The following is a 25,206-nucleotide window of genomic DNA, read 5'->3' as shown; positions in this document are numbered from 1 at the left end:
CTCTTTTATTTTAATTTATTTTTACTGTGCAACTACAACCATCGCTGGTCGCAGTACACGGTCTTTTAACATATAACCATCTTGAAATACTTCAACAACAGTCTCAGCCTTTTGACCATCCTCAACTGGAACAGTCTTGACTGCCTGATGAATAACAGGATCAAATTCTTGCCCTAAAGCTTTGATCTTAGTTACATGATTTGCAGTCAAAGCTTTTTCCATGTCTTGATAAACTAATTCAATACCATGCTTCAACTGCTTTGAAGCATCATCGGTAACTTCAAATTTCAAAGCACGATCTAAATTATCAATTACTGGAAGAACCTCTTTAGCAAGCCCTTGACCATCATATTTTAGAAGACGTTCCTGTTCTTTTTTAAACCTTGTATTCATATTAGCCATTTCTGCTTCAGCCCGTAAGTACTTATCTTCAAGCGCATCATACTTACTTTGTAGCTGTGCGTAAAGCTCATGATAATCGGTCTTTTCTTTTTGTTGACTTGCTGTATTATCTTTTTTAGAAGCCTCTTTTTTTGGACTAGTGTCTTTCTTAGGAAAAATTTTCACTGTTTTCTTAGAATCTCCATCAGTCTGCAAATTTTCTTGTGCTTTGCTTTCATTTTGTTCTGTCACACAATCACCCCTTTTTTATTTCTCGTACAAATTATAGTAGGCCAGCAATTTACGGGTTAATTCTTCACGAAAGACTCGTATAAGACCAATCATTTTTGAATATGGCATATTGGTCGGTCCCAATAAAGCGATCAAACCCTGACCATGTTGTGCCACATCATAGGTTGCTGAAATCAGGCTGTAATTTACTAACGAGCTGTTAGTCATCTCACTACCTATCTTAACCTGAATCTTCTGATCAGAACCACCTACCAAATCATTAATATCATCCGAGCGTTCAATCAGTGAATACAGCTTTTTGATCTGCTCGACATCGCCATTTTCAACAAAATTAAGCAGATTCAGCTTACCGCCAACAAAAAACTGTTCACGTGCTGACCTTTCAAGAATATCACCAAAAATATCCAAGAAACCGGCCGGATATTGAACATAGTGCAACAACAAAGGAATAGTTTCATGAAGTCGATCAATTACCTGATCAAGTGGCAATCCAACAATTCGGTCATTAATAACACGAATAACAGCCTCTATTTCTTCTCCACTGAGATTTTTGGGAATATTGAATATCTGGCTTTCAGTATTTCCATCACTAGTAACCAAAATCATCATTACCTGTTGATTTCCCAAAGGAATTATTCTTAATCCCTGAAGCCGAAGATCCTTAACTTCCGGTTTAAAAGTAATTGCTGTATAGTTGGTCAACTCTGATAAGATTTTAGCCGACTCTTTAATGATTTCGTCAACCTTGTAATAATTACTGTCAAGAGAAAGCCGAATACTTTCAATCTCATTTTGATCCACAACATCAGGTTTTACAAGGTTATCAACATAGTAGCGATATCCCTTTAGTGAAGGAACCCTTCCAGAAGAAGAATGTTCTTTACCAATAAAGCCCGAGTGCTCCAATACTGCCATTTCATTTCGAATAGTTGCTGAACTGACATTCATCGATAATTGATGCTCCAAAAGTTTAGACCCAATGGGTCTGCCAGTAGTTGTATAATCCTGAATTATAGCTTCAAGAATTAACAATTGTCTTTCTGTAAGCAATTCAATCACCTCGATTAGCACTTAGCATGCTAGAGTGCTAAGTCAATTATTAATATACAAGAACTCTCAAAAGATGTCAAGAAATGGCTCTTTATTATCTCTGATAAACTAACTACTTTCCCTTAAAATAATCGCGCGTATCTCTTTCGTCTTGACCAAGCTGTGTTACTAAAGCAGGTACGTCCGAATATTTTTCTTGATCACGTAAATGCTGATACCAATGTACAATAACTTTTTGTCCATAAACATTTTGAGAAAAATCAAATAAATTTATTTCTAATGTCGGCTTATTATTTTTACCAAAGGTTTCATTACGGCCAATCGAGGCCATTCCCATAATTTCTTGGCTTAAAAGCTGAACCCTAACAGCATAGATCCCCTCAGCTGGAATGCGTTCACCTTTTGTAACTTCCACATTGATGGTAGGAAATCCTAACTTGCGGCCAATTTGTTTACCGTGGACAATTATCCCATCATTTTCAAACGGATATCCCAACAATTCATTAGCTTCCTCAATTTTTCCCTCATCCAGACAGCTCCTGATTTTTGTTGAACTTATTTTTTGTCCATTTTCTTTAAGATGTGTTATTTTAATTACCTCAAAACGCTTCCGCGCATACTTAGGCAAAAGTTCCATATTAGCAATTTCTTGTTTGCCGAAAGTATAGTCTTCACCAGCTACAACAACTTGTGCATGTAAAGCCGCCATGTATTTATCAACAAATTCTTGCGGTCCCATCGGAATTAGATACTGGTTAAGTACCGTAACATATCCAATATCAGCACCAAGATGTTCAAAAAGCGTTAATTTATGGTCTAAAGAAGTTAAGTAGGTAACCTTAGAGCTGGGAATATGCCGAAAAGCGACTGAAGGATGGGGAGTTAATGTCATGATTGCGAGTTTTATCCCTCGTTTTTTTGCCTCTAGCCGTGCTCGCTTAATTACCGCTTGGTGTCCACGATGTACACCATCAAAAAAACCCATCGCAAGTACAATCGGAGAGTCTGGGATTTTTTTTTGGTCAAAGGGTTCTTCTAACTTAATTATTTGCACAACTACTACTCTCCTTCACTCAAATCAATCATTTGCTCCGGCTGATATCTTTTCTTTTCAGTATTCAGCTTATAAATACAACGTACTTTTTTACCGTAAATTAAAACAATCTGGGGTGCTTTGCCAAAAAGCTTCTTAAGCTTGTTTTCCTCTAAAAAACCACCGTTTTTAACAATCTCCCACTCTTGGCTTTTTAGTTCGTAATGCGGAAAATTTTGAAGTGCATGGTCGGAATCAACTAAAAATCGCGAAAGTGTTCCTTCACCTGCTGCTTTTTCTAAATCTGTTAAGGAGATTGCTTCAGAAATAGTAAAACCGCCGCTGGCAAGCCTTGTCAGCTCTGACATTACGGCCGGAACTCCGAGCTTTTTTCCCAAATCTACAGCGAGAGTTCTGATATAAGTTCCCTTACCGCATCCAACTTCAAAGTAAATGCGCTGAAGATTTTTTTCTGAATCGTAAACTGTTTTTTTGACCTGCTTGAAATAATCTACTCGAATCTTGCGCTTGGGCCTTTCAACGGGATCTCCGGCCCGAGCATATTCGTAAAGCCGTCTGCCTTTTACCTTAATTGCGGAGTACAGCGGTGGAATCTGGATCATTTCGCCTGTCAGTTCTTTCATCGCATTTTCAATTGCAATCTCAGAAAAAGGCTGTACTATTTTTTGACGAGCAATAATCTTGCCCTCAAGATCCTCTGTAGCAGTCGCAAATCCAAGTGTTATTTCTCCTGTATACACCTTACCGGAATCCATCAGATAATTAACAACTTTCGTTGCGTTTCCAAGGCAAATAGGCAAGACTCCATCAACACCCGGATCAAGCGTTCCGCTATGTCCGATTTTTTTCATTTTAAAAATTCTGCGGCACTTAAACACACAGTCATTACTTGTCATTCCGCGTTCTTTATATAAAGGTAAGATCCCGTTCATTTTAAACCTCCGCTTTAAATAATTGAAAATTAAAAAAGGTGGTTAAAAACCACCCCTTTAACTTCAATTCATTTGCATTAAAAATTACTCTTCAGGGTGTTTCAGTTCATTTAACAACTGGTCAATCCGATCTCCATATTGTACTGAATTATCTCGTACAAATTTAATTTCAGGAGTGACATAGATACTTAAACGCGCTCCAAGTTCCCTACGGATTAACCCCGTTGCTTTATCTAGTCCTATCTGCGTTTTTTCACCTGTTGAAGCCAGGTCAGATAAGATACTGTAGTAAATAGTAGCCTGCTGAAGGTCTCCTGTAACATCAACACCGGTAATTGTAACTCCATCCACCCGCGGATCCCGTACCCGTTTCATCAAAATATCCGTGACTTCTCTTTGTATTTCCTGAGATAAACGACCAACACGATAATTTTGTGCCATTGCGTCTCCTCCTAACTTAAAGAACAGATTTTTTTTTATTCAGCGGGAATTTCCTGCATAATATATGCTTCGATCTGATCCCCAATTTTAATATCGTTATACTTTTCGATCATAAGGCCACACTCAAGCCCTTGTTTAACTTGTTTAACATCATCTTTAAAGCGTTTTAAGCTAGCCAACTTTCCTTCGTAGACAACGATTCCATCGCGAACAACCCTAACACCGCTGTCACGTTGAATATATCCTTCTGTAACATAACCGCCACCGATTGTCCCCAGCTTGGAAACTTTATATGTTTCTCTGATTTCAACCTGGCCTGTAACTTTTTCTTCGTATACAGGTTCCAGCATTCCTTTCATAGCAGTCTCTATTTCATCGATTGCCTGATAGATTACACGATGTAAGCGAATATCAACTTTGTCACTTTCAGCTTGTGCCTTAGCTTGAGGTGTTGGACGTACATTAAAACCGATAATAATCGCATTTGAAGCTTCTGCCAAAGTAACATCACTTTCATTGATACCACCGGCAGCCTGGTGAATAATATTTACCTTAACACCTTCAACTTCAATCTTCTTTAAGCTTCCAGCAAGAGCTTCAACTGACCCTTGTACATCAGCTTTAATAATTACGTTAACTTCCTTTAATTCACCTTCTTTAAGTGAATCAAAAAGGTTGTCGAGCGTTACCCGATGAGTATTACTACGTTCTTTCATCAAAGCACGCTTTGCACGTTCTTCCCCAGCAGCTCTTGCAGTTTTTTCATCATCAAAAACAACAAAACGGTCACCAGAATCCGGAACATCGCTTAGCCCTGTAATTTCAACAGGTGTAGCAGGTAAAGCTTTTGTAATCTGCTGCAGCTTATCATTAATCATTGTCCTCACGCGGCCAAAAGTATTTCCGACAACGATCGGGTCTCCGACATGGAGTGTACCCTGTTGAACAAGAAGAGATGCAACAGCACCTTTTCCTTTATCCAGTCGTGCTTCAATTACAGAACCAGCACCATGCTGTTTAGGGTTCGCACGTAATTCCAGTACCTCTGCCTCTAGCAAAATCATATCAAGTAATTCATCTAAATTTTTACCGAATTTAGCTGAAATTTCAACAAAAATTGTATCTCCGCCCCAGTCTTCAGGGATAAGCTCATATTCTGTCAGCTCTTCCATGACATGGTTAGGATTTGCACCTGGTTTATCAATCTTATTGACTGCCACAATGATAGGAACCTTAGCTGCTTTGGCATGATTAATAGCTTCAATTGTTTGCGGCATAACACCATCGTCAGCAGCTACTACAAGGACAGTAATATCCGTAATATCTGCTCCACGCGCACGCATATTTGTAAAGGCTGCATGCCCAGGAGTATCTAGGAAAGTTATTGTCTTGCCATCGTGCTTAACTTGGTAAGCACCAATGTGCTGTGTAATACCGCCAGCTTCGCCCTCTGTTACATGAGTATGACGCAGCTTGTCCAATAATGTTGTCTTCCCATGGTCAACATGCCCCATAATAGTTACAACCGGCGGACGAATTACTGAATGTTTTGTATTTCCTTGTTCTTCTTCAAAAAACTTGTCAATATCAGCAACATCAACTTCAACTTTTTCTTGTGCACCAATTCCGTAATCAGCAGCCAAAATTTCGATTGTATCTTTATCAAGGGATTGGTTTTGGTTAACCATAACTCCCATCATAAATAATTTCTTTATTATTTCAGCAGGTTCACGATGAATCTTTTTAGCAATATCTGCAACATTCATTCCCACTGTATACACAAGTGTTTCTGGGAGCGGCTTGTTTTTACGCGGTGGTACAGCCGGTTTTTTATTTTCCTGACGCCTGTTATTTCTGCGATTTTTTCGTTTTTTCTTGTTACCAAAATTATTACGTCCAAAGTTATTTTGACCATACCGCTTTTGGCCACGTTCGGAGAAACTGCTTCTTTCTCCTGATTGTCCCTGCCTGTTACTTGTCTGTTGTGCTTTATTACGTGATTCCGGTCTAGAAGTACGTTGCTGCTGGCTCACAGGTTTCTTTGCAGTTTGTTGTTTTTGTTGTTCACTTTTATGGTTGCTATTTGTCCGTTTTTGAATTGGCTTTGCCTCTTTATTTCGATTTTGATTTTTTGGTTTATCCTTTTTGGGAGCCTGTTGCTGAATCCTTTCCCGCGTGTTTTTCGACGGGTTTACGGTCTTTTTGGCTGCACCTTTTCCACCATCTTTGCGAAGACTTTCACGTAACTGCCTTTCTTCGTTTTCACCAATGGTAGACATATGATTGCTTACAACAAAACCCTTTTTACGTGCAACTTCAATCACTACTTTACTGCTAACACTTAGTTCTTTCGCTAACTCATAAATTCGCTTTTTTCCCATACATTCACGCTCCAATCTCAGCCCTTTTGCCTATTCGCAAAGAAGACTTAAAACTATCCAATAATTTTTAATCCAATAATTGTGCAATCTTTTTGCTGAACCCCACACCGGTAACTGCTACAACAGATCTTTGGGTCCCAATTGCAATACTAATTTCAGCACGGCTAAATTCAAAACTAACATTGATTTTATGGCTTTCGCACTTGTCTAAAAACAGCTTATGAGTCGTCTTGGAACTGTCGCGTGCCACGAAAACATATCTAGCCTGTTCCTTTTGAACTGCCCGCAATACAAATTCTTCTCCAGTTACCAGCTGATTAGCTCTTCTAATAAGTCCGAGCAATTGTAAAACATTTTGTCGTTTACTTTGTGCCATCGCCGAAAAGCTCCCGCCTTGCAGCCTGATGGTCAACATACTTTACTAGTTCTTCATAGAATTGCGCGGGGATCTTTATTCCAAAAACTTGATCAAAAATACGCTCGCCTTGAGCCTTCTTAGCTGCTGCAACTTCTAAAGAAAGATAGGCCCCCCTGCCAGATTTTTTTCCAGTAGGATCGATGCTTACCTCGTCTTCCTTATTTTTTACGATTCTGACTAATTCCTTTTTAGGTTTCATTTCACCTGAAACAATATCTTTACGCATTGGTATCTTTCGTTTTCGAGCCATTATGATCATCCCTTTCTATTCGTTTGCACCTTCGCTATCTTGTGGATTTTTTACAGGTGCTTCAACCTGTTTTGCTTCTTGTTCACCAGCATTTTCTTTTAGTTGTGCATAATCAGATTCTGATTTAATATCAATTTTACAGCCTGTCAATTTTGCAGCCAAACGTGCATTTTGACCCCGTTTTCCAATTGCAAGCGAAAGTTGATCATCAGGAACAACAACTGTGCAGGCACGCTCATTTTCAGGATCGAAGTGAACGTCCAAAACTTCAGCAGGATTCAATGCATTTGCAATAAATTCTGCAGGATCTTCGTTCCATTCAACAACGTCCATATTCTCGCCTTTAAGTTCATTAACAATTGTTTGAATACGTTCTCCCCGAGGTCCAACACAAGTTCCAACAGGATCCACACTATCGTTATTGGAACGGACAGCGACCTTTGCGCGATCCCCCGCTTCACGAGCAATCGAAACGATCTCAACAGTTCCATCAAAGATTTCAGGAATTTCTTGTTCAAACAGTCTTTTGAGAAGATCAGCATGCGAACGGCTTACAAATACTTGTGGCCCCTTTGCCGTGTTTTCAACTTTATAGATATAGACCTTAATACGATCATGAGGTTTATATTCCTCGCCAGGTATTTGATCCTGATGTGACAGCACTGCCTCGACTTTTCCCAGATTAACATAGACATAACGATGATCATGGCGCTCAACTTCACCCGTTACAATCTCATTTTCATACTGGATATACTCATTATATATGTTGCCTCTTTCAGCCTCGCGAACACGCTGCATAATAACTTGTTTAGCAGTTTGAGCAGCTATACGGCCAAAATTTTTAGGTGTTACTTCAAAACGGATGGTATCGCCGATCTCGTATGCACGGTTAATTTGCAGAGCTTCTTCAAGGCCCACTTCTAACCGTGAATCAAAGACCTCTTCTACTACCTCTTTAACCGCATAAACATGAATGTCGCCCACACTCTTATCAAATTCTACTTCGACATTTTGTGCCTGGCCATAATTACGCTTGTAGGCTGAAACTAGTGCTGCCTCAAGAGCCTCAACCACAACATCTTTTTTTATTCCTTTTTCTTTTTCTAATGCATCTAAGGCATTTAATAATTCTTTACTCATACTTACCTTAACTCCTTAGCAAATACTAAAATTTGATGGCCAACCGTGCTTTTGCAACTTGATTTCGCGGAATTTCTATCATTTTTTTGCGTGTCTTATCCATATACTCTAACTTTAAACTTTTTTCATTGACCTCTATGAGAGTTCCCTCGTAAACCTTAGAAGATCCAAGGGGCTGGTAAAGAGAAACATGAACATATTTGTTCACTGCGCGTTCAAAATCAGCAGGCTTTTTCAACGGCCTTTCAGCTCCTGGAGAAGAAACTTCAAGATAGTACGCCTGCGGAATTGGATCAGGTTCACAATTATCGAGTGCCTCACTTAAAGTATCGCTTACTAAAGCACATTCTTCAATATTAATGCCGCCTTCTTTATCGATAAATACCCTTAAGTACCAACTTTTACCTTCTTTAACAAACTCAAGATCCACTAGCTCAAAATTTTTTTCTTTTAAAATAGGCGTCACTAGTTTAGTAACTGTTTCTACAACGGTACTCACACACTGACCTCCTTTGTATTCTGATACACGCTTGCAGTTGCAATAAAAAGAGCGAGCATTACTGCTCACTCTCAACGAGTTATAATTCCATTTACTATTTTAACATGAACCCAGTTTCTTGGCAAGCTGACCCTGTCAGCTTTTAAAATAATGAATCGAATAAACTCAGCTGATTTTCATCTGGCAATTCATCTAGAACATGATTTTGCGACATATAATCGATTAATGTTTTAGAAACCTTACCTCTTTTTGCAAGATCTTCTTTCGAAAGAAACGGTTTTTCCTCTCTCGCTGCAACAATCTGTTTAGCAACATTGGTTCCCAGTCCGGGCATTGCATCAAATGGTGCCAGTAACGAATTATCTTCAATCAACCAATCAGAAACTGCTGACCGTTTCAAATCAACCATCTCAAAACTAAAACCGCGTTCCTGCATCTCATTTGCAAGCTCCAATACTGTTAAAAGGCTTTTTTCTTTAGCGGATGCATCCATTCCCTTATCAGTGATTTCTTTGATTGCATCTTTAATAGCCTGCTTGCCGCGCGACATCGCAACCAAATCAAAGTCATCAGCCCGAACACTAAAATAGGCCGAATAATAAACCAGTGGAAAATACACTTTAAAATAAGCAATTCGCAAAGCCATTAATACATAAGCGGCTGCATGAGCCTTAGGAAACATGTACTTAATCTTAAGACAAGCTCCAATATACCATTCAGGTACTTGTGCCTTACGCATTTCTTCTTGCCAGTCATCAGGAATTCCACGTCCCTTACGCACATGTTCCATTATTTTGAAAGCTCTGTCCGCCTCGACTCCCATATGAATCAAGTCCATCATAATATCATCACGGCACCCGATTACTTCGGGCATTGTGACAGTTCCATTCTTGATTAATTCTTCGGCATTGCCTAACCACACATCTGTTCCGTGTGAAAGACCCGAAATCTTAAGCAACTCTGCAAAAGTTTTAGGCTTTGTCTCTTCAAGCATCCCGCGAACAAAACGTGTACCAAATTCTGGAATACCCAGAGTACCAGTATTAGAACCAATTTGTTCAGACGTGACGCCTAAGACATCCGTACCAGAAAAAAGCTGCATCACCCCAGGGTCATCCGTTGGAATAGACTTAGGATTTACTCCAGACAGATCCTGCAGCATGCGAATCATTGTTGGATCATCATGTCCCAAAATATCAAGTTTTAAGATATTATCATGAATTGAATGAAAATCAAAATGCGTTGTTTTCCAAGTTGCCTCTACATCATCTGCAGGGTACTGAATAGGCGTAAAATCATAAATGTCCATGTAGTCAGGTACAACTAAGATTCCAGCAGGATGTTGCCCTGTTGTTCTTTTAACGCCTGTTGCACCTTTTACTAAACGATCAACTTCGGCGTTACGAAAAGTTTGTTCGGTGTCTCTTTCGTATGCTTTAACGAATCCGTAAGCTGTTTTATCTGCAACAGTTCCAATCGTACCAGCACGGAAAACGTTCTTTTCACCAAACAATACTTTTGTATAATTATGTGCAATCGGCTGATAATCTCCAGAAAAGTTAAGATCAATATCTGGAACTTTATTTCCATAAAATCCAAGAAAAGTCTCAAAAGGAATATCTTGTCCATCCTTGATTAAAGGAGTATTGCATTCAGGACAGTTTTTATCGGGCAGATCAAAACCCGACCCATATTCTCCCTTTTCATAGAAATGACTCCATGTGCACTTAGGACAGCGATAATGCGGCGGCAAGGGATTGACCTCTGTAATTCCTGTCATGGTAGCAACTAAACTCGAACCAACTGATCCACGAGAACCAACCAGATAACCATCCTTATTAGACTTGTATACCAGTTTTTGCGAGATCAGGTAAATTACTGAAAATCCATTTCCAATAACACTTTTAAGCTCCTTATCAAGTCGTGTTTGTACAATTTCAGGAAGATGTTCGCCATAAAGCCTGTGTGCTTCATTTAAAGTAAGACTGCGAATTTCATCCTCCGCACCAGGCATTTTGGGCGTATATAATTTGTCTTTGACTGGAGAAATATCATCAGTTTGTGCAACAATTTTGTTTGGGTCATCTATTACGACTTTTTTTGCTGTTTCTTTACCCAAAAAAGAAAAATCTTCCAACATTTCATTAGTTGTCCTGAAGTGTGCATCAGGCAGCTGCTTAAGTCTATTTAGAGGATTAGCACCACCTTGAGAATGTATCAGAATCTTGCGATAAACCGCATCTTCCTTATTCAAAAAGTGGACATCACCGGTTGCGGCTACCGGCAAGTGTAACTGTTCCCCTAATTCAACCATATTATTGACAATTTCTTCTAAATCTTGTTCATTTTTTATAAGGCTTTGTTCCATCAATGGTAAATAAAGCGGTTTAGGCTGCACTTCTAAATAATCGTAAAAACGAGCCTTTTCTTTTGCCTCTTCAAATCCCTTTTGCATCATAGCAGTAAATACCTCACCACTTGCACAAGCTGAACCAACAAGCAGACCTTCACGGTATTTAACAAGTACAGAGCGTGGAACCCGCGGTACACGATAAAAATATTTGATCATAGACAAAGAAGCCAGCTTAAAAAGGTTTTTCAACCCTGCTTGAGTCTTTGCAACAATTGTGGCATGGAAAGGATGCTCATGTTTGTATGCGTCATTTTCGCCAACATGTTCGTTTAATTGATCCAAAAAATCTATGTGATACTTTTCCTGTGCTTCTTTAAGCATTGCAAAGTAAATGTATCCGGTAGCCTCAGCATCGTAAATCGCACGATGATGATGTTCGAGTTCTACATTCAAAAACTTTGCCAGCCGATTTAATCGAAAACCCTTTAGTTGCGGATATAAGAAACGTGCAAACGGCAATGTATCTATCCATGGATTTGTAATTAAAGGTAACCCTTGTCTTTGATAACCAGTATTCATGAAGTCCACATCGAAGGTAGCATTGTGACCAACAATTACACTGCCTTTGCAAAATTCTTGAAAAAGAGAAAAAACTTCTTTTTCAGACTTTGATCCTCTGACCATTTCATCAGTTATACTTGTCAAGTTAATCGTTGTTTGCGACAAGGGGTGGCCAGGATCAATGAATTCATCAAATCGTTCCATAACCGTACCGTTCTGCATTTTTACTGCTGCAAGTTCGATCACTTTGTCGAAACGAGCTGAAAGACCAGTAGTTTCAGTATCAAAAACAACATAAGCTGCGTCCTTAAGCTGAATATGAGTTTCATTGTAGGCAATGGGTGTCCCATCATCTACAATATTTGCTTCAACACCATAAACAATCTTAACATTATTTTTTTGCCCAGCAGTATGTGCTTCTGGAAAAGCCTGCAGCGTAGCATGATCGGTAACGGCAATGGCTTTTTGTCCCCAAGAAGCTGCTTTTTCAACATAATCCGTAATACTGTTGGTAGCGTCCATCATACTCATATTTGTATGCAGATGCAATTCCACTCTTTTTTCATTATCAGGGCTATTATCCGTACGTTCCTTGTGAGCAACTTGGTTAATATCGTAAGCATTGATGACTAGGTCACGTAAAAAGTTGTCTTCTTGAACATTTCCGCGGACTTTGACCCACTGACCCTCTTGAATTGCATCAAAATAAGCCTCGTCTTCTTCATTACGTGAAAATTTCTTAACAACTAGTGAAGAACTATAATCTGTAACTTTTATGATTAAAAGCTTACGCGAAGAACGTAAACTCCGGACTTCTTTGTCAAAAACATATCCCTGAACTACAACTGAACGTTCTTCTTCCGTTATATCGTTCATTTGCCGGACTGGCTCTTTAGCATCAATCCTTTTTCCCAAAGTAATTGGACCAACAATTTTCACTGGATCAGTTTCTTTCTTTTGATTTTGTTGCTTAATAGCCTCCACTGCTTTTTGTGCTAGTTTTGCATCGCTTTTAGCCTTTTCTTGCTTAAACTCCGCAATCTTTTGCTGCGTTTGTGATTCATCAACAAGCGTATGAATTGCAAACTTTGGGAACCCTGCTTTTTGATATGTTTCTTCAATTGGTCCTAAAGCCTGGCTAACCAGAAAATGTTTGATAATCTCATTATCGGCAAGTAACAACACTCTTTGATTATCAATATAAGGAACCTTGCCAGTCTTTAAATCCTGAACAAATGGAGAACTAATTTCACAATTCTCAACAGCCCAGCTCCAGTATTCACCAATTCTTTTGTTATCCAATGTTTGTTTGACAGTTTCGATTTTAATGTCAGTTTGTGCAATTTGTGAAAAGCTTTCCTGCAAACGCTGCAGAAAAGTATGAAAAAGCCCAAATGGCCAAACTTCTTGTGTTTTAAGGTTAAAATTCCAGCGATTAGAAAGACGGTGAATCTCAACTTTAATTATTTGAGTCGATTCAAAATACTTTTTTTGTTCTGCCGTAGGAACCCAGTTCAGCTGCGCCAGCAATTTTTGAAACAGCGTTTTTTTATCAAGCTCCATTCATTTATCCCTTCTCTTGAATAAGCTATAAAAGACTGGAATAAATTATTCATTCATTTCAGCCTCTTTTAAAAACATTCATTATTTCTCTTGTTACTATAAAATTTTTTCTTTCTTCTCTTGTTTAAGTAAAATTGAAATTGCATTTTGAAGTTCTTCCGGTCGAACTTCAACTGTTTCTCCATTACGACGCAACTTAACTTCAACAATTCCTTCTTCAGCCTTTTTACCAACTGTTATTCTAACTGGCAAGCCCATCAAATCAGAATCTGCAAACTTAACCCCTGGTCTTTCCTTGCGATCATCAAACAACACTTTATAACCAGCATCTTCTAATTCAGCAGTGATCTTTTCAGCCAGTTTGACCTGTATTTCTTTCTTCACATTAACAGGAACAACATGAATGTCAAATGGAGCAATACTTTGCGGCCAAATAATACCATTTTCGTCGCAATTCTGTTCAATAATTGCAGACAGCAAACGTGAAACACCAATACCGTAGCATCCCATAATAACCGGAACCTGCCGACCATTCGCATCCAATACTTTAGCGTCCAAAGCATCAGAATATCTTGTTCCTAGCTTAAAGATATGTCCAATTTCAATTCCGCGTGTAAACTTAAGCTTTCCTTCACCGTCAGGGGATAATTCTCCTGCCTTAACCAAGCGCAAATCAGTATATTCTGAAACTTCAAAGTCACGCTTTACATTCGCATTAATAAAGTGAAAACCGTCTTCATTTGCACCTGTAACGCTATTACGCATTTTTTCAATGTCTAAGTCCGCAAGTACACGTATTTTAGCTGGGGATTTTACCGGCCCTAAAGATCCAAAAGAAGCTCCTAAGTATTGGACAGCCTCTCGATCCGTAGCTAAGCGAACACTGTTTGCTCCAAGAAAGTTAGTTAATTTAACTTCATTTAGTTCATCAGTTCCGCGCAATAAAACAATTACCGGCTCTTTGTCTGCAATTACCAATAATGTCTTTATAATATCTTTAGTCTTAACTTTGAGTAATTCAGCAACTTGATCAATTGTTTTAGCTTCCGGAGTAACTACCTTCACTAACTCTTTTTCTGGTTCGTGGGAAGGTTTCAGATCTCTCAGATTCCTTGCCATTTCAATATTAGCTGCATATCCTCCTTCATCTGAATAAACAATCGTGTCTTCACCAATATCTGCAATTGCCATATATTCTTTTGAATCATTACCGCCCATTGCACCCGCATCACCAATGATTGCACGAAAATTAAGTCCGCACCGCTCAAAAATTTTTTGGTAAGCACTCTCCATCTGTGTATAAACACTGCCCAAGCTTTTTTCATCAGCATGAAAGGAATAACCATCAAACATCAAAAATTCACGGCCACGCAATAGACCAAAACGAGGACGATTTTCATCCCGATATTTCATTTGAATTTGATACAGACTAAGCGGCAGCTTTTTGTAGGACTTGATGCTATCACGAATGATAGCAGTAAATGTCTCTTCATGAGTGGGGCCTAAAATAAAATCACGTTTGTGTCGATCCTGAAGCTTAAACATCGTAGGACCATAAGTTTTATAACGACCTGATTCTTTCCAAAGTTCAGCTGGGATAACCGCGGGCACAAGCATCTCAACAGCAGCTATTTTTGCCATTTCTTCTCTAATTATATGTTCGATATTCTTAAGGACACGAAAAGCAAGCGGCAAATAGGCATACATTCCTGCCGAAATTTGTTTCACATAACCCGCACGCAGCATCATCTTATGGCTTAAAGCCTCAGCATCACTGGGTACTTCCTTAATTGTTGGTATCAATAATTTTGACTGCTTCATAAAAATCCCCTTTTACTTATAACAACTTCTTTCAAGCTGCCTTGAATATTAATTAAAAAAATAACGCTGAATATCGTTCCAAGTAACAAGAATCATTAATAACATTAAAAACCCAAAACCGATAAGTGTGATAATTCCTTCTTTTTCTTGCGAAAGCGGCTTCTTTCTAATTCCTTCAACTATATTTAATACCAACTTTCCCCCATCAAGTGCAGGAATAGGTAATAAATTGACGATTCCCAAATTCAATGAAAGAAAAGCCAACAGATTAATTACACTGACCAGTCCGTATTTAGCGGCTTCTGAAGTATACGAGTATATTGCAACAGGACCGCCTAAGTCATTCAAACTAAAACCCTTTGTAAACATACCAACAATCGCAGTCAAAAGTGCAACTGTCATTTTCCAAGTTTGCACAAAACCATAACTAGCAATTGCCAAAAACGATTCTTCATGGTGCACCTTTGCTTCGATCCCGATATAGCCAATTTGCTGGTTATTTTGCTTTTTTGCCTTGGGAACAACCGCAATTTTTTTAGTTTTATTTTTTCTTTCAACAGTAATAACGGTTTTTTTAGCCGCACGCTTGCTGATTGCAGTTGCTAAACTTTCCCACGATGAAGTTTTAGTGTCTTCAACTTTTATAATTCGATCACCAGCCTTAACGCCAGCTTCTTTTGCAACGGAATCAGCACTAAAACCGCCAACAGTATTTGAAGTGTAGCTGACTCCACCTTGTAAAATTGCTACCAAAGTAAAAGCTGCAATTGCTAAAATAAAATTATTGAGTGGACCTGCAAAATTCGTGAGCATCCTTTGCCAAAGAGCGGCTGACTGAAACTGAACATCTTTAGGAGCTATTCTAACTTTTGTGCCGTCTTCTTCAATTACAGATGCATCATGAGAAACACTAAATCTAGTATATTGACTATCATCACCATTCTCATAACCCTCAATCCAAAGCTCATTTTCGAGATCCCATTTTGCAACTTGAAGAGGGATTCCACTTAATAATGTTTTTTTATGGCTCGTATTAATTGTTTCAACAATACCATCTTCATTTAAAGAAAGGCTTACAGGTGTCCCAGGTTTCAATGAATCATCATCGTCTTCAAGACCTGCCATTCGAACATATCCACCTAACGGCAAAAGCCTGATTGTATATGTCGTAGCATTTTTTTGGTATGCGAAAATTTTTGGTCCCATTCCGATTGAAAATTCTCTGACCAAAATACCGGATCTCTTTGCAAAGAAAAAATGTCCAAATTCATGGACGATAACCAGTATTCCAAAAACGATAATAAATGTTACGATTGTGAATAGCATATCGATATCCTCTCAGTTCATAAATCTTGTTAGAATAATCCCATAAAGTGTGCAAACGGCAAGACAAAAAGCAACGAATCAAAGCGATCAAGTATTCCTCCATGACCTGGTAATATTTTTCCAGAGTCTTTCACCCCATAGTATCGTTTAAGTGCTGATTCTACTAGATCACCTAATTGGGCTACAACCGCTAAAATTAATGAAATAAAAATCATCGGTACTAAAGAAAATTTTTGTGGAAAATATAAATTAAAAATTATACCGACAATTAACGCGACAATAACACCGCCAATTGATCCTTCCCATGTTTTATTGGGACTAATATGCGGAGCCAGCTTGTTCTTTCCAAATTTTCTTCCTACCATATAAGCCCCTGTATCTGTTGCCCAGACAGTCAAAAGGAGATAAAAGATCATTGAAATTCCAGTTTCACGAGCAGAAATCAAAAACCGAAAACCTACACTTGTATAAATAATACCTAGAGTTAAAACTGCTGCGTCATCAAACGAAAAACGATTACGCGTAAACACAGTATACACTAGTAAGAGTAAAACGAAAAAATAAAAAAGTGTATAGCGCGTACTTGTACTTGGCAAAAATGAAAGCCATCCCTGAGGTACCATTAATGCCAAAGAAGCAAGTACACCAAGTCCTGCTTCCGGCGAAACTAATAATTTTTTTCGCATTATATAGATTTCTGACAAGCCGATCAAGCCTAATAAAATAGAAAGAATTTCAAACGGCACTCCTCCAATAATCACCAAAGGAATGAAAATTATCAGCGCAATAACTGCCGTTAAAACACGTTGTTTCATTTTTAAACTACTCCTTCTTTAAACCGCCAAAACGACGATTACGATTTTGATACTCGTAAATGTTTTCCCGCAAAGTTTGCGGATTATAATCGGGCCAAAGAACGTCAGAAAAAACAAATTCACTATATGCAACTTGCCATAGCAAAAAATTTGAGATTCTTTCTTCACCGCTAGTTCTGATCAGTAAATCCGGATCAGAGTACTCTCCCAACTTTCCAGTCATTAAAGCTTTGGCAAAAACCTTATCCGTAATCTGTGAGATATCAAGTTCGTTGTTAACAACACTTTGAGCCAGCCTTTGTGCAGCAACCACTATCTCCGCTCGCCCTCCATAATTGATTGCAAAATTAAGAATCATGCCACTATTTTCAGCAGTTTGTTTAATCGCACGCTTAACTGCTTTTTTTGTATCTTCTGGCAAAGCTTCCATATCTCCGATTGCACTGACTCTAATATTATTTTTTATTAAATCTGGGACGAAGGTATCAAAAAAGCTGATAGGAAGACTCATTAGAAAATCAATTTCTTTCTTAGGCCGTTTCCAATTTTCTGTGGAAAAAGTATACAGGCTCAATACCTTAACGCCCAGGTCGCTTGCGGCAACGGTGATTTTTTTAACTGTTGTGAGAGCAGCTTTATGTCCAGCAATTCTTGGCAGATGTCTCTTTTGAGCCCATCTCCCGTTTCCATCCATGATTATTGCAATATGATTGGGTATCCTTGCTGGATTAAGTTCAACTGATTTTTTAGAATCAGCATCTTTGTTGTTAATAAATTTTGAGAACAAGAGTACACCTCCATTAAAATTCAAAACTTATTCTAGCAAAAAAGGAACAACGAGGCAAAATTGCATTGCCGTGAAACCTTTAACTCAGCAATCAACTTCATTAAGTAGTTGTTTGCTCAATTTTCTAAAAGTTCAACGATGCTGCCCCGTTGTTTTAACTGTCCGCTCAACAGTATTTTTAAAAATTACACATCAAGTATTTCTTTTTCTTTCTCTGCTTGAATTTTTTCAACATTACTAATAGAAGAATCAGTAACTTTTTGTGCTTGGTCCTCTAATGCGTGCAAATCATCCTCGGTCAGATCACCATTTTTTTGAGCTTTCTTCAAATCATCCATAATATCACGTCTAACATTGCGAACGGCAACTTTCGCCTTCTCAGATTCTGATTTTACTTCTTTAGCAATTCCTTTACGTCTTTCTTCTGTAAGCTGTGGAATTACTAAACGAATTGCTGACCCATCATTTGCAGGGGAAATTCCTAAATCTGATGCCAAGATTGCATGCTCAATATCTTGCAAAGAAGACTTGTCATAAGGTGTCACTAAAAGTACACGTGCTTCAGGGATTGTGATCTGGGCAATTTGGTTCAATGGTGTTGGTACCCCGTAATAGTCAACCATAATACGATTTAGCAAACTTGCATTTGCTCTCCCTGCACGAATATTCCCTAATTCCCTTTGAAAAGCTTCTTCAGCTTTAGTCATTCGTGATTGGCCGTCTTTAATAATTGGGTCATTAATTTTCATAAATTTTATTTTCCTTTCACAGTTGTTCCGATTGACTCTCCTTCTACAACACGTTTAATGTTTCCACTCTCATTCATATTGAAAACAACCAATGGAATGTCATTATCCATCGACAACGAAGAAGCTGTTGTATCCATTACATGGAGACCTTTATTGATAATATCAAGATGTGTCAACTCTGTAAACTTGACAGCACTCTGATCTTTTTGCGGATCTGCTGAGTAGATTCCATCAACACCATTTTTTGCCATCAAAATAACGTCAGCGTTAATCTCGGATGCTCGTAACGCAGCAGTCGTATCAGTTGAGAAATATGGCGATCCTGTTCCAGCAGCAAAAATGACAATCCTTCCTTTTTCAAGATGGCGAATTGCCTTACGCCGGATATAAGGTTCAGCAATTTGACGCATTTCGATTGAAGTCTGTACCCTTGTAGGAACATTTAAAGATTCAAGGTTATCCTGAAGTGCTAAAGCGTTCATTACAGTTGCCAGCATACCGATATAATCGGCCTGTGATCTTTCCATTCCCATTTGGGCGCCTGACTCACCACGCCACATATTGCCTCCGCCAACTACAATGGCAATCTGAACACCTAATTCGTACACTTCTTTAATTTCTTCAGCAACTTTACGGATCTCGGGAGGGTTTATTCCTATTCCCTGGTCACCTGCAAGAGCTTCTCCGCTTAACTTCAAAATCACACGTTTGTACCTAACATCTGCCATGATGTTCCTCCTATAATCGTTACTATTTCAAAGTGCACTATGAACACATTCACGTTAATTTTAACATATTTTGAACTTCTTGAATATAATTTATAATTGTCACTCTATAATCAAATATATTTTTATTTATTTTAACATATTGTTTAATGTTTTAAATTACAACAAAACCCCAAAATTAGACTAACATCCTAATTCTTGGGGTTTTAATTAAGGTCGTAATTTATGAATAAACCGTTTTTACGCTAAAATTTATACTAAGGTAAAATACCCAAGATAAGCAAAATTAATCCTTGATCTGGTTCATAACCTCGTCGACAAAATTATCTTCTTTCTTCTCAATACCTTCGCCAACTTCATAACGAACAAATGAATCAACTTTACCATTCTTAGAAGCAACATATTTGCCAACAGTCTGATCTGGATCCTTTACGAATTCCTGATCAGTCAGACTAATTTCAGCTAAGAATTTATTGAGACGGCCAACAACCATTTTTTCAACAATTTTTTCAGGTTTACCTTCGTTCAATGCTTCTTGTTTAAGAACTTCTTTTTCATGATCCAATTCTTTTGCTGGAACCTGTGTGCGATCGACATATTTGGGATTAATTGCAGCAACATGCATCGCTACATCTTTTGCAGTTTCTTTATCTGCACCATCCAAAAGAACCAAGGTAGCAATTTTTCCACCCATGTGCAAGTAAGCACCGAAGTTTTGATCATTGTTCTTTTCAACTACACTGAAACGGCGCAATGTTATCTTTTCGCCAATAACCTGAGTAGCCTCAATAATTTCATCCTTTACTGTTCCTTTATCAGTTGCAATTTTAAGTGCATCATCTAAAGTTGCAGGTTTATTTTCAGCAATTTTAGTTGCAATTTCCTTAACCAGTTCTTTAAAACGTTCATTCTGTGCTACAAAATCAGTTTCAGCGTTAACTTCGACAATTGCAGCAACATTACCAGCTACTTCGACATCAGCTAAGCCTTCTGCAGCAACACGATCACTTTTTTTAGCAGCTTTTGCGATACCTTTTTCACGCAGAAAATCAACAGCTTTATTCATATCACCATCAACGGCTACAAGAGCCTTTTTTGCATCCATCATTCCTACGCCGGTTTTATCACGCAATTCTTTAACTTGAGAAGCAGAAATTTTTGCCATTTCTTATGGCCTCCTTAAAAGTTATTAAAAAGCTGTCGCAAACTTCAGGCTTTTTTTATGCCCAATGTCTGAGACAGCCTAAGTTTATCTATTCAGCATCTTTTGAATTATTACCTTCAACAGCTTCAACAATGTCTTCGATTGAATCTACAGATTTTGTATCATCTTTCCCAAAAGACTTTTCTGTAACTTCTTCAGCCTCTTCTTCACCTTGACGAGCTTCGATAACTGCATCTGCTACCATAGAAGTGATCAGACGAACAGCACGAATAGCATCATCATTAGATGGAATCTTAACATCAATTTCATCCGGATCAGCATTAGTATCCACCATTGCAATAATTGGAATATTTAACTTGCGAGCTTCTTTAACTGCAATTCTTTCTTTACGAGGATCAACAATAAACAGTGCATCTGGAAGATGCGGCATGTCTTCAATCCCGCCTAAAAATTTTTCAAGCCGTTCTCTTTGCTTAATCAGCAAAGAAACTTCTTTCTTGGGTAAAACATCAAATGTTCCATTTTCACTCATTGCTTTTATTTCTTTAAGGCGCTTAATTCTTTTTTGAATTGTGTCCCAGTTGGTTAAAGTACCACCGAGCCAACGATGATTAACATAGAACTGCCCAGCACGTTTTGCTTCTTCTTCAATTGCATCTTGTGCTTGCTTCTTTGTACCGACAAATAGTACAACTCCATCGTTTGCTGCAACATCTTTTACAAAGTTGTAAGCTGCATCAATCAGCTTAACAGTTTTTTGGAGATCAATGATATAAATTCCGTTACGTTCCGTGAAGATATATTTTTTCATCTTCGGATTCCAACGCCGTGTTTGATGTCCAAAATGAACACCAGCTTCAAGCAATTGTTTCATACTAATTACTGACATAATTTAATTCCTCCATTTTGTTTTTTCCTCCCCCATGTTCTTTAACAAAAGGACTCCAAAAATAAAGAGCACCCCTTTGTCTGCACACAGAGTGTGAATTAGCACTCACAAAATAAGTACCTGTAGTAGTATAGCTTAAAAGATGTGAAATTACAAGCTGTTAATTTTCATTATTACTTAACCAAAGTTTCAGCTGTTCCCTTTTCACAAGCTTCGCGTGCACTGTTTAAAGCAATCGTAACCATATTTTCAACAGCAGTTTCAGTATAAAAAGCAACATGCGGTGTAATCAGAACATTGTCGAGTTCAAGCAATTGTTTAAATAAACTATCTGTAAGCTCCTTGTTTCTCAAATCATTGTTAAAGATAGGACTTTCGTTTTCGTAAGTATCTAGAGCTGCCCCTGCAATCTTTCCTTCTTTGATACCTGAGATCAACGCTTCCGTATCAATGAGTGCGCCTCGAGCAGTATTAATAATATATACACCATCTTTCATTTGTGCAATTGCCTTTTTATCAATCAGATGGTGATCTGAAGGCGTTGCAGGCATATGCAAGGTTATTACATCTGCTTGCTTGAAAAGTTCTTCATAGGAATCAACATAGATTCCTTCCTTTTCTAATGTCGGATTAGGATAAAGATCATATGCAATCACTTTGGCTCCAAAACCACGATAAATATTGATTGCTGCACGTCCAATCCTTCCAGTTCCTATTACACCGACTGTCAAAGTACGCAACTCTTTACCAACATAAGGTGCCCAGCGAAAATCATGTGCTGCAACTTTGTTTCTAAACAATGTAATATTACGCAAAAGCTGCATCAATTGTGTTACCGAGAACTCGGCAATCGCATTTGGTGAATAAGCTGGCACATTTGTGACCAAAACACCATTCTCTTTTGCAGCTTTCAAATCGATATTGTCAACACCAACATTACGAATTGAGAAGACTTTAACGCCATACTCTTTGAATTTTTTAAACATATCTTGAGGATATGTACCTGTTTGCAGTGCTAAAACTGCATCATAACCTGCAACGCTGTCAAGTTCATCATTAGTTAGAGGACCCGAAACACATCTAACCTGTAAATCATTTTGAGCTTCCCACGCTTTAAAATATTTCTCTTCGTCACTACGTACATTAAAAGCTATAAACTTCATAATGAACCTCCACAAAAATATCTATATAATACGGTGGCGCAGTTTAACCGAACATCTCTGCGCTTTTTTATTTTACCACGAAACTATTACCTTTACGTAATATTTGTCTTGTCAGACAAAAGCTTAACAAGAGATACACTGTGGGCTATTAAATATTCAATTTTTTTTTTGCGAGTTTGGTGCTTAAAAGCATATTCTGCTTTTAGAGCTTCTGATTTACTTTCAAAATTTTCAGAGTAAATCAGTTTAAGCGGCCTACGCTTACTCAATCTTGTATACTTTGCTCCCTTTCCTGCATTATGAATTGCTAAACGATGGCTTAAATTGGTAGTGAAACCACCATACAGAGTTTTATCTGCACATAATAAAACATAGAAAAAGAATTTTTTTTTATTATTTTCCATAAATCATCTTTCTTAATAGAGGCGTATATTCATTCTGTTCATCATACACAATAATCGGAGGCAAAAAACGTAAGCCGTTAGGATGTCCATCTTTAATGGCTTCTACCAAAATCATATTTGCTTCACGATCTTTTTTGGGATAGATCAATTGAATTTTTTTTGGTGAGAGTCTATTTTCCTGTAGCAAGCTAAAAAGTTCGGCGGCTCGTTCTGGACGATGCACAAAATAGGCTTTCCCATTCATCTTAAGAAGCCCACTTGAAACTTCAATAATTTTTCTCAAATTGACAGTGATTTCATGACGAGCAATTGCTAAGTACTGATTTTCATTCTTTTTGCTTAATGGAAGGTTTGAAAAATATGGCGGGTTACAAGTAACTGTATCAAAAGAATCTTTTTCAAGATACTTAAAAGATTCAGCCAAATCAATATTTAGTACTTTCATCTGTTCATCAAGTCGATTCAATAAAATACTGCGCTTAGCCATATCAAAAAGCTTTTCTTGAATTTCAACGGCTATTATTTTACCAGCAGTTTTTTTACTCATAAAAAGTCCCACAGCTCCATTGCCTGCGCATAAATCAACTATTTTAGCGCTTTTTTTACGTGGTGGACTCGCAAAATATGCAAGTAAAACAGCATCTAAGGAAAAGGAAAAAACATCCGGACTTTGAATTATTTTAATATTATTTGCATATAGCATATCAATTCTCTCGTTACTATATAAGATTACTTTCACCTACTCTAATTAAACTTGCAACTTTCCTCAAAATTTTGCATACTAAAAAAGGTAATACTAAAATTTAAGAAAGGAATGTCATTAAGATGTTCTATTCATTTGTTCGTATTGTAGCACGGGCTATTTTATTTTTGTTAAATGGAAATGTTCACTATAAAAACCGCAATAGGATTCCTAAGGGTAATTATGTTCTAGTTGGTCCTCATAGAGCATGGTTTGACATGATCTATTTTGCTTTGGGAGCTTCACCAAAAAAATTTTCTTTTATGGCAAAAGAAGAGCTCTTTAAGAATCCGATACTGCGATACATTCTTGTCCATGCCAACGCTTTTCCAGTAGATCGTAAAAATCCCGGTCCTTCAGTTATAAAGACACCAGTTAAATGGCTGAAAAAAAGAAGCCTTTCGCTGATTATGTTTCCTTCTGGCACACGACACTCTCAACAGTTAAAGGGCGGTGTTCTTTTAATTGCTAAGCTTGCCGGAGTTCCAATCGTACCTGCAGTATATCAAGGCCCGGCAAATATGAAGGGACTATTGAAAAGAAAAAAAGTAGTTGTCAACTTCGGAGATCCGATTTACATTGATCGCAAAAAGAGGTTAACCGACGAACAACAGCAGCTAGTTCTTTCACAAATGATTTCACGTTTTAAAGAACTTGATGATGAACTTGACCCTTCGTATAGGTATATTGATCCAATGAAACAAAAGAAAAAATAAAAGAAGCCCTTACTCGGGCTTCTTTTATTTTTTCTTACCTTGTGCTTTCATTGCGGACATCATCTGATGCAATTTCTTTTCAGACGGCTTTTGCCCCATTTGAAGCATCATAACCTTAAGCATACTTTCATTTATAGGCGGATTCTTTTTCAAATAACTTTCCATGTATTTGCGTGCTGCGAAAAAGCCGCCCACAAATCCTAAAATGAGAGCAAGGATGACAATTAACACCCAAATTGTGGTTGACATTGTATACTGCTCCTTTCAAATCAATTCAATATATAATTTTACACAATTATCCTCTAAAAATAAAGTGTAAACTCGATAATGAATAAATTAATCGTCCCTCAGATTACGTTCCCGTTGAATCTTACGAACCTTTTCAGGGGTTACTTCCTTACCATTTTTGTCAAAAACTCTTAAAAGTTCAACATTACTCCTAAATGTCTTACGAAAAAGAGCCAAATACGTTTCCCGCAAGCTCTTTTGTTCGTCTAATTCTTCTTGAGTCAGCCCCACTGTCTTCTTCTTTTTTGCCAGTTCATTGATTCTTTTTATTAATTTTTCTGGGATTTCTCCAGCCATACTGGCACCTCCCGCCATTTCTCTATTTTCTAATCATGACATAT

General features: G+C 37.9%; 25 protein-coding genes. 1 reads left to right on the top strand and 24 read right to left on the bottom strand.

Features of this window, described 5'->3' with window-relative positions:
* Positions 1 to 21: 21 nt before the first annotated feature.
* The 22 genes from grpE to FD46_RS05930 all read right to left on the bottom strand — a co-directional run bounded on the left by grpE (position 22) and on the right by FD46_RS05930 (position 23,822).
* Positions 22 to 633, bottom strand: coding sequence for a nucleotide exchange factor GrpE (gene grpE, locus FD46_RS06035; RefSeq protein ID WP_057896266.1), 612 nt, complete (start codon positions 631 to 633; stop codon positions 22 to 24).
* 15 nt (positions 634 to 648) lie between these two features.
* Positions 649 to 1,683, bottom strand: a complete 1,035-nt coding sequence (hrcA, locus tag FD46_RS06030) for a heat-inducible transcriptional repressor HrcA (protein WP_057896851.1) — start codon at positions 1,681 to 1,683, stop codon at positions 649 to 651.
* A 112-nt stretch (positions 1,684 to 1,795) separates the two neighbouring features.
* Positions 1,796 to 2,737 (bottom strand): riboflavin biosynthesis protein RibF, encoded by a 942-nt coding sequence (gene ribF, locus FD46_RS06025; protein ID WP_057896265.1) that lies wholly within the window; start codon positions 2,735 to 2,737, stop codon positions 1,796 to 1,798.
* 5 nt (positions 2,738 to 2,742) lie between these two features.
* Entirely contained in the window at positions 2,743 to 3,669 is a 927-nt protein-coding gene (truB, locus tag FD46_RS06020) for a tRNA pseudouridine(55) synthase TruB (protein WP_057896264.1), read from the bottom strand.
* 84 nt (positions 3,670 to 3,753) lie between these two features.
* Positions 3,754 to 4,110 (bottom strand): 30S ribosome-binding factor RbfA, encoded by a 357-nt coding sequence (rbfA, locus tag FD46_RS06015; RefSeq protein ID WP_057896263.1) that lies wholly within the window; start codon positions 4,108 to 4,110, stop codon positions 3,754 to 3,756.
* A 35-nt stretch (positions 4,111 to 4,145) separates the two neighbouring features.
* On the bottom strand, positions 4,146 to 6,491 hold the full coding sequence (infB, locus tag FD46_RS06010) for a translation initiation factor IF-2 (protein WP_057896262.1): 2,346 nt from the start codon (positions 6,489 to 6,491) through the stop codon (positions 4,146 to 4,148).
* A 67-nt stretch (positions 6,492 to 6,558) separates the two neighbouring features.
* Complete coding sequence (locus FD46_RS06005; RefSeq protein ID WP_057896261.1) at positions 6,559 to 6,867, bottom strand: L7Ae/L30e/S12e/Gadd45 family ribosomal protein; 309 nt, start codon at positions 6,865 to 6,867, stop codon at positions 6,559 to 6,561.
* The gene (rnpM, locus tag FD46_RS06000) at positions 6,854 to 7,159 is read right to left on the bottom strand and encodes an RNase P modulator RnpM (RefSeq protein ID WP_057896260.1); all 306 of its coding nucleotides are present in this window, start codon (positions 7,157 to 7,159) and stop codon (positions 6,854 to 6,856) included. The genes FD46_RS06005 and rnpM overlap by 14 nt, the downstream gene beginning before the upstream one ends.
* Before the next feature lie 15 nt (positions 7,160 to 7,174).
* Complete coding sequence (gene nusA, locus FD46_RS05995; protein WP_057896259.1) at positions 7,175 to 8,299, bottom strand: transcription termination factor NusA; 1,125 nt, start codon at positions 8,297 to 8,299, stop codon at positions 7,175 to 7,177.
* Positions 8,300 to 8,324: 25 nt separating this feature from the next.
* Positions 8,325 to 8,798 carry a ribosome maturation factor RimP gene (gene rimP / locus FD46_RS05990; RefSeq protein ID WP_057896258.1) on the bottom strand — a complete coding sequence of 158 codons (474 nt, stop codon included), beginning with the start codon at positions 8,796 to 8,798 and terminating at the stop codon, positions 8,325 to 8,327.
* A 142-nt stretch (positions 8,799 to 8,940) separates the two neighbouring features.
* On the bottom strand, positions 8,941 to 13,275 hold the full coding sequence (locus FD46_RS05985; protein ID WP_057896257.1) for a PolC-type DNA polymerase III: 4,335 nt from the start codon (positions 13,273 to 13,275) through the stop codon (positions 8,941 to 8,943).
* Positions 13,276 to 13,371: 96 nt separating this feature from the next.
* Positions 13,372 to 15,096, bottom strand: a complete 1,725-nt coding sequence (locus FD46_RS05980) for a proline--tRNA ligase (RefSeq protein WP_057896256.1) — start codon at positions 15,094 to 15,096, stop codon at positions 13,372 to 13,374.
* Between the two features lie 48 nt (positions 15,097 to 15,144).
* The gene (rseP, locus tag FD46_RS05975; protein WP_057896255.1) at positions 15,145 to 16,422 is read right to left on the bottom strand and encodes an RIP metalloprotease RseP; all 1,278 of its coding nucleotides are present in this window, start codon (positions 16,420 to 16,422) and stop codon (positions 15,145 to 15,147) included.
* Positions 16,423 to 16,451: 29 nt separating this feature from the next.
* Positions 16,452 to 17,237: a phosphatidate cytidylyltransferase gene (locus FD46_RS05970; RefSeq protein ID WP_057896254.1), complete on the bottom strand. Its 786-nt coding sequence runs from the start codon at positions 17,235 to 17,237 to the stop codon at positions 16,452 to 16,454.
* 7 nt (positions 17,238 to 17,244) lie between these two features.
* The gene (locus FD46_RS05965; protein ID WP_057896253.1) at positions 17,245 to 18,024 is read right to left on the bottom strand and encodes an isoprenyl transferase; all 780 of its coding nucleotides are present in this window, start codon (positions 18,022 to 18,024) and stop codon (positions 17,245 to 17,247) included.
* 185 nt (positions 18,025 to 18,209) lie between these two features.
* Positions 18,210 to 18,773 (bottom strand): ribosome recycling factor, encoded by a 564-nt coding sequence (gene frr / locus FD46_RS05960; RefSeq protein ID WP_057896252.1) that lies wholly within the window; start codon positions 18,771 to 18,773, stop codon positions 18,210 to 18,212.
* A 5-nt stretch (positions 18,774 to 18,778) separates the two neighbouring features.
* The gene (pyrH, locus tag FD46_RS05955) at positions 18,779 to 19,501 is read right to left on the bottom strand and encodes a UMP kinase (protein ID WP_057896251.1); all 723 of its coding nucleotides are present in this window, start codon (positions 19,499 to 19,501) and stop codon (positions 18,779 to 18,781) included.
* Between the two features lie 283 nt (positions 19,502 to 19,784).
* Positions 19,785 to 20,663 carry a translation elongation factor Ts gene (tsf, locus tag FD46_RS05950; protein WP_057896250.1) on the bottom strand — a complete coding sequence of 293 codons (879 nt, stop codon included), beginning with the start codon at positions 20,661 to 20,663 and terminating at the stop codon, positions 19,785 to 19,787.
* An 88-nt stretch (positions 20,664 to 20,751) separates the two neighbouring features.
* Entirely contained in the window at positions 20,752 to 21,552 is an 801-nt protein-coding gene (rpsB, locus tag FD46_RS05945) for a 30S ribosomal protein S2 (RefSeq protein ID WP_057896249.1), read from the bottom strand.
* Positions 21,553 to 21,725: 173 nt separating this feature from the next.
* The gene (locus tag FD46_RS05940; RefSeq protein WP_057896248.1) at positions 21,726 to 22,715 is read right to left on the bottom strand and encodes a D-2-hydroxyacid dehydrogenase; all 990 of its coding nucleotides are present in this window, start codon (positions 22,713 to 22,715) and stop codon (positions 21,726 to 21,728) included.
* A gap of 92 nt (positions 22,716 to 22,807) precedes the next feature.
* On the bottom strand, positions 22,808 to 23,119 hold the full coding sequence (locus FD46_RS05935) for a GIY-YIG nuclease family protein (RefSeq protein ID WP_057896247.1): 312 nt from the start codon (positions 23,117 to 23,119) through the stop codon (positions 22,808 to 22,810).
* Entirely contained in the window at positions 23,109 to 23,822 is a 714-nt protein-coding gene (locus FD46_RS05930; protein ID WP_057896246.1) for a tRNA1(Val) (adenine(37)-N6)-methyltransferase, read from the bottom strand. The genes FD46_RS05935 and FD46_RS05930 overlap by 11 nt, the downstream gene beginning before the upstream one ends.
* A 122-nt stretch (positions 23,823 to 23,944) precedes the next feature.
* Between FD46_RS05930 and FD46_RS05925 the strand changes: the two genes are divergently transcribed.
* Positions 23,945 to 24,577: a lysophospholipid acyltransferase family protein gene (locus FD46_RS05925; RefSeq protein ID WP_057896245.1), complete on the top strand. Its 633-nt coding sequence runs from the start codon at positions 23,945 to 23,947 to the stop codon at positions 24,575 to 24,577.
* A 24-nt stretch (positions 24,578 to 24,601) separates the two neighbouring features.
* Here the strand turns inward: FD46_RS05925 and FD46_RS05920 are convergent, their stop codons facing one another.
* Entirely contained in the window at positions 24,602 to 24,826 is a 225-nt protein-coding gene (locus FD46_RS05920; protein WP_057896244.1) for a YneF family protein, read from the bottom strand.
* Between the two features lie 87 nt (positions 24,827 to 24,913).
* Positions 24,914 to 25,162: a DUF896 domain-containing protein gene (locus FD46_RS05915; protein ID WP_057896243.1), complete on the bottom strand. Its 249-nt coding sequence runs from the start codon at positions 25,160 to 25,162 to the stop codon at positions 24,914 to 24,916.
* Between the last annotated feature and the right edge of the window lie 44 nt (positions 25,163 to 25,206).

It is taken from the genome of Liquorilactobacillus oeni DSM 19972 (assembly GCF_001436275.1).
Lineage (GTDB): Bacteria > Bacillota > Bacilli > Lactobacillales > Lactobacillaceae > Liquorilactobacillus > Liquorilactobacillus oeni.
The sequence above is the reverse complement of the archived record's forward strand: the minus strand, read 5'-3'. Positions and strand labels throughout refer to the sequence as shown.

Bases quoted from the DNA above. Each gene is read 5' to 3' on its own strand.
- truB (WP_057896264.1), bottom strand. From the start codon at position 3,669: ATGAACGGGATCTTACCTTTATATAAAGAACGCGGAATGACAAGTAAT.
- rbfA (WP_057896263.1), bottom strand. From the start codon at position 4,110: ATGGCACAAAATTATCGTGTTGGTCGTTTATCTCAGGAAATACAAAGA.
- infB (WP_057896262.1), bottom strand. From the start codon at position 6,491: ATGGGAAAAAAGCGAATTTATGAGTTAGCGAAAGAACTAAGTGTTAGC.
- FD46_RS06005 (WP_057896261.1), bottom strand. From the start codon at position 6,867: ATGGCACAAAGTAAACGACAAAATGTTTTACAATTGCTCGGACTTATT.
- rnpM (WP_057896260.1), bottom strand. From the start codon at position 7,159: ATGGCTCGAAAACGAAAGATACCAATGCGTAAAGATATTGTTTCAGGT.
- nusA (WP_057896259.1), bottom strand. From the start codon at position 8,299: ATGAGTAAAGAATTATTAAATGCCTTAGATGCATTAGAAAAAGAAAAA.
- FD46_RS05985 (WP_057896257.1), bottom strand. From the start codon at position 13,275: ATGGAGCTTGATAAAAAAACGCTGTTTCAAAAATTGCTGGCGCAGCTG.
- FD46_RS05980 (WP_057896256.1), bottom strand. From the start codon at position 15,096: ATGAAGCAGTCAAAATTATTGATACCAACAATTAAGGAAGTACCCAGT.
- rseP (WP_057896255.1), bottom strand. From the start codon at position 16,422: ATGCTATTCACAATCGTAACATTTATTATCGTTTTTGGAATACTGGTT.
- FD46_RS05970 (WP_057896254.1), bottom strand. From the start codon at position 17,237: ATGAAACAACGTGTTTTAACGGCAGTTATTGCGCTGATAATTTTCATT.
- frr (WP_057896252.1), bottom strand. From the start codon at position 18,773: ATGAAAATTAATGACCCAATTATTAAAGACGGCCAATCACGAATGACT.
- pyrH (WP_057896251.1), bottom strand. From the start codon at position 19,501: ATGGCAGATGTTAGGTACAAACGTGTGATTTTGAAGTTAAGCGGAGAA.
- tsf (WP_057896250.1), bottom strand. From the start codon at position 20,663: ATGGCAAAAATTTCTGCTTCTCAAGTTAAAGAATTGCGTGATAAAACC.
- rpsB (WP_057896249.1), bottom strand. From the start codon at position 21,552: ATGTCAGTAATTAGTATGAAACAATTGCTTGAAGCTGGTGTTCATTTT.
- FD46_RS05940 (WP_057896248.1), bottom strand. From the start codon at position 22,715: ATGAAGTTTATAGCTTTTAATGTACGTAGTGACGAAGAGAAATATTTT.
- FD46_RS05935 (WP_057896247.1), bottom strand. From the start codon at position 23,119: ATGGAAAATAATAAAAAAAAATTCTTTTTCTATGTTTTATTATGTGCA.
- FD46_RS05930 (WP_057896246.1), bottom strand. From the start codon at position 23,822: ATGCTATATGCAAATAATATTAAAATAATTCAAAGTCCGGATGTTTTT.
- FD46_RS05925 (WP_057896245.1), top strand. From the start codon at position 23,945: ATGTTCTATTCATTTGTTCGTATTGTAGCACGGGCTATTTTATTTTTG.
- FD46_RS05920 (WP_057896244.1), bottom strand. From the start codon at position 24,826: ATGTCAACCACAATTTGGGTGTTAATTGTCATCCTTGCTCTCATTTTA.
- FD46_RS05915 (WP_057896243.1), bottom strand. From the start codon at position 25,162: ATGGCTGGAGAAATCCCAGAAAAATTAATAAAAAGAATCAATGAACTG.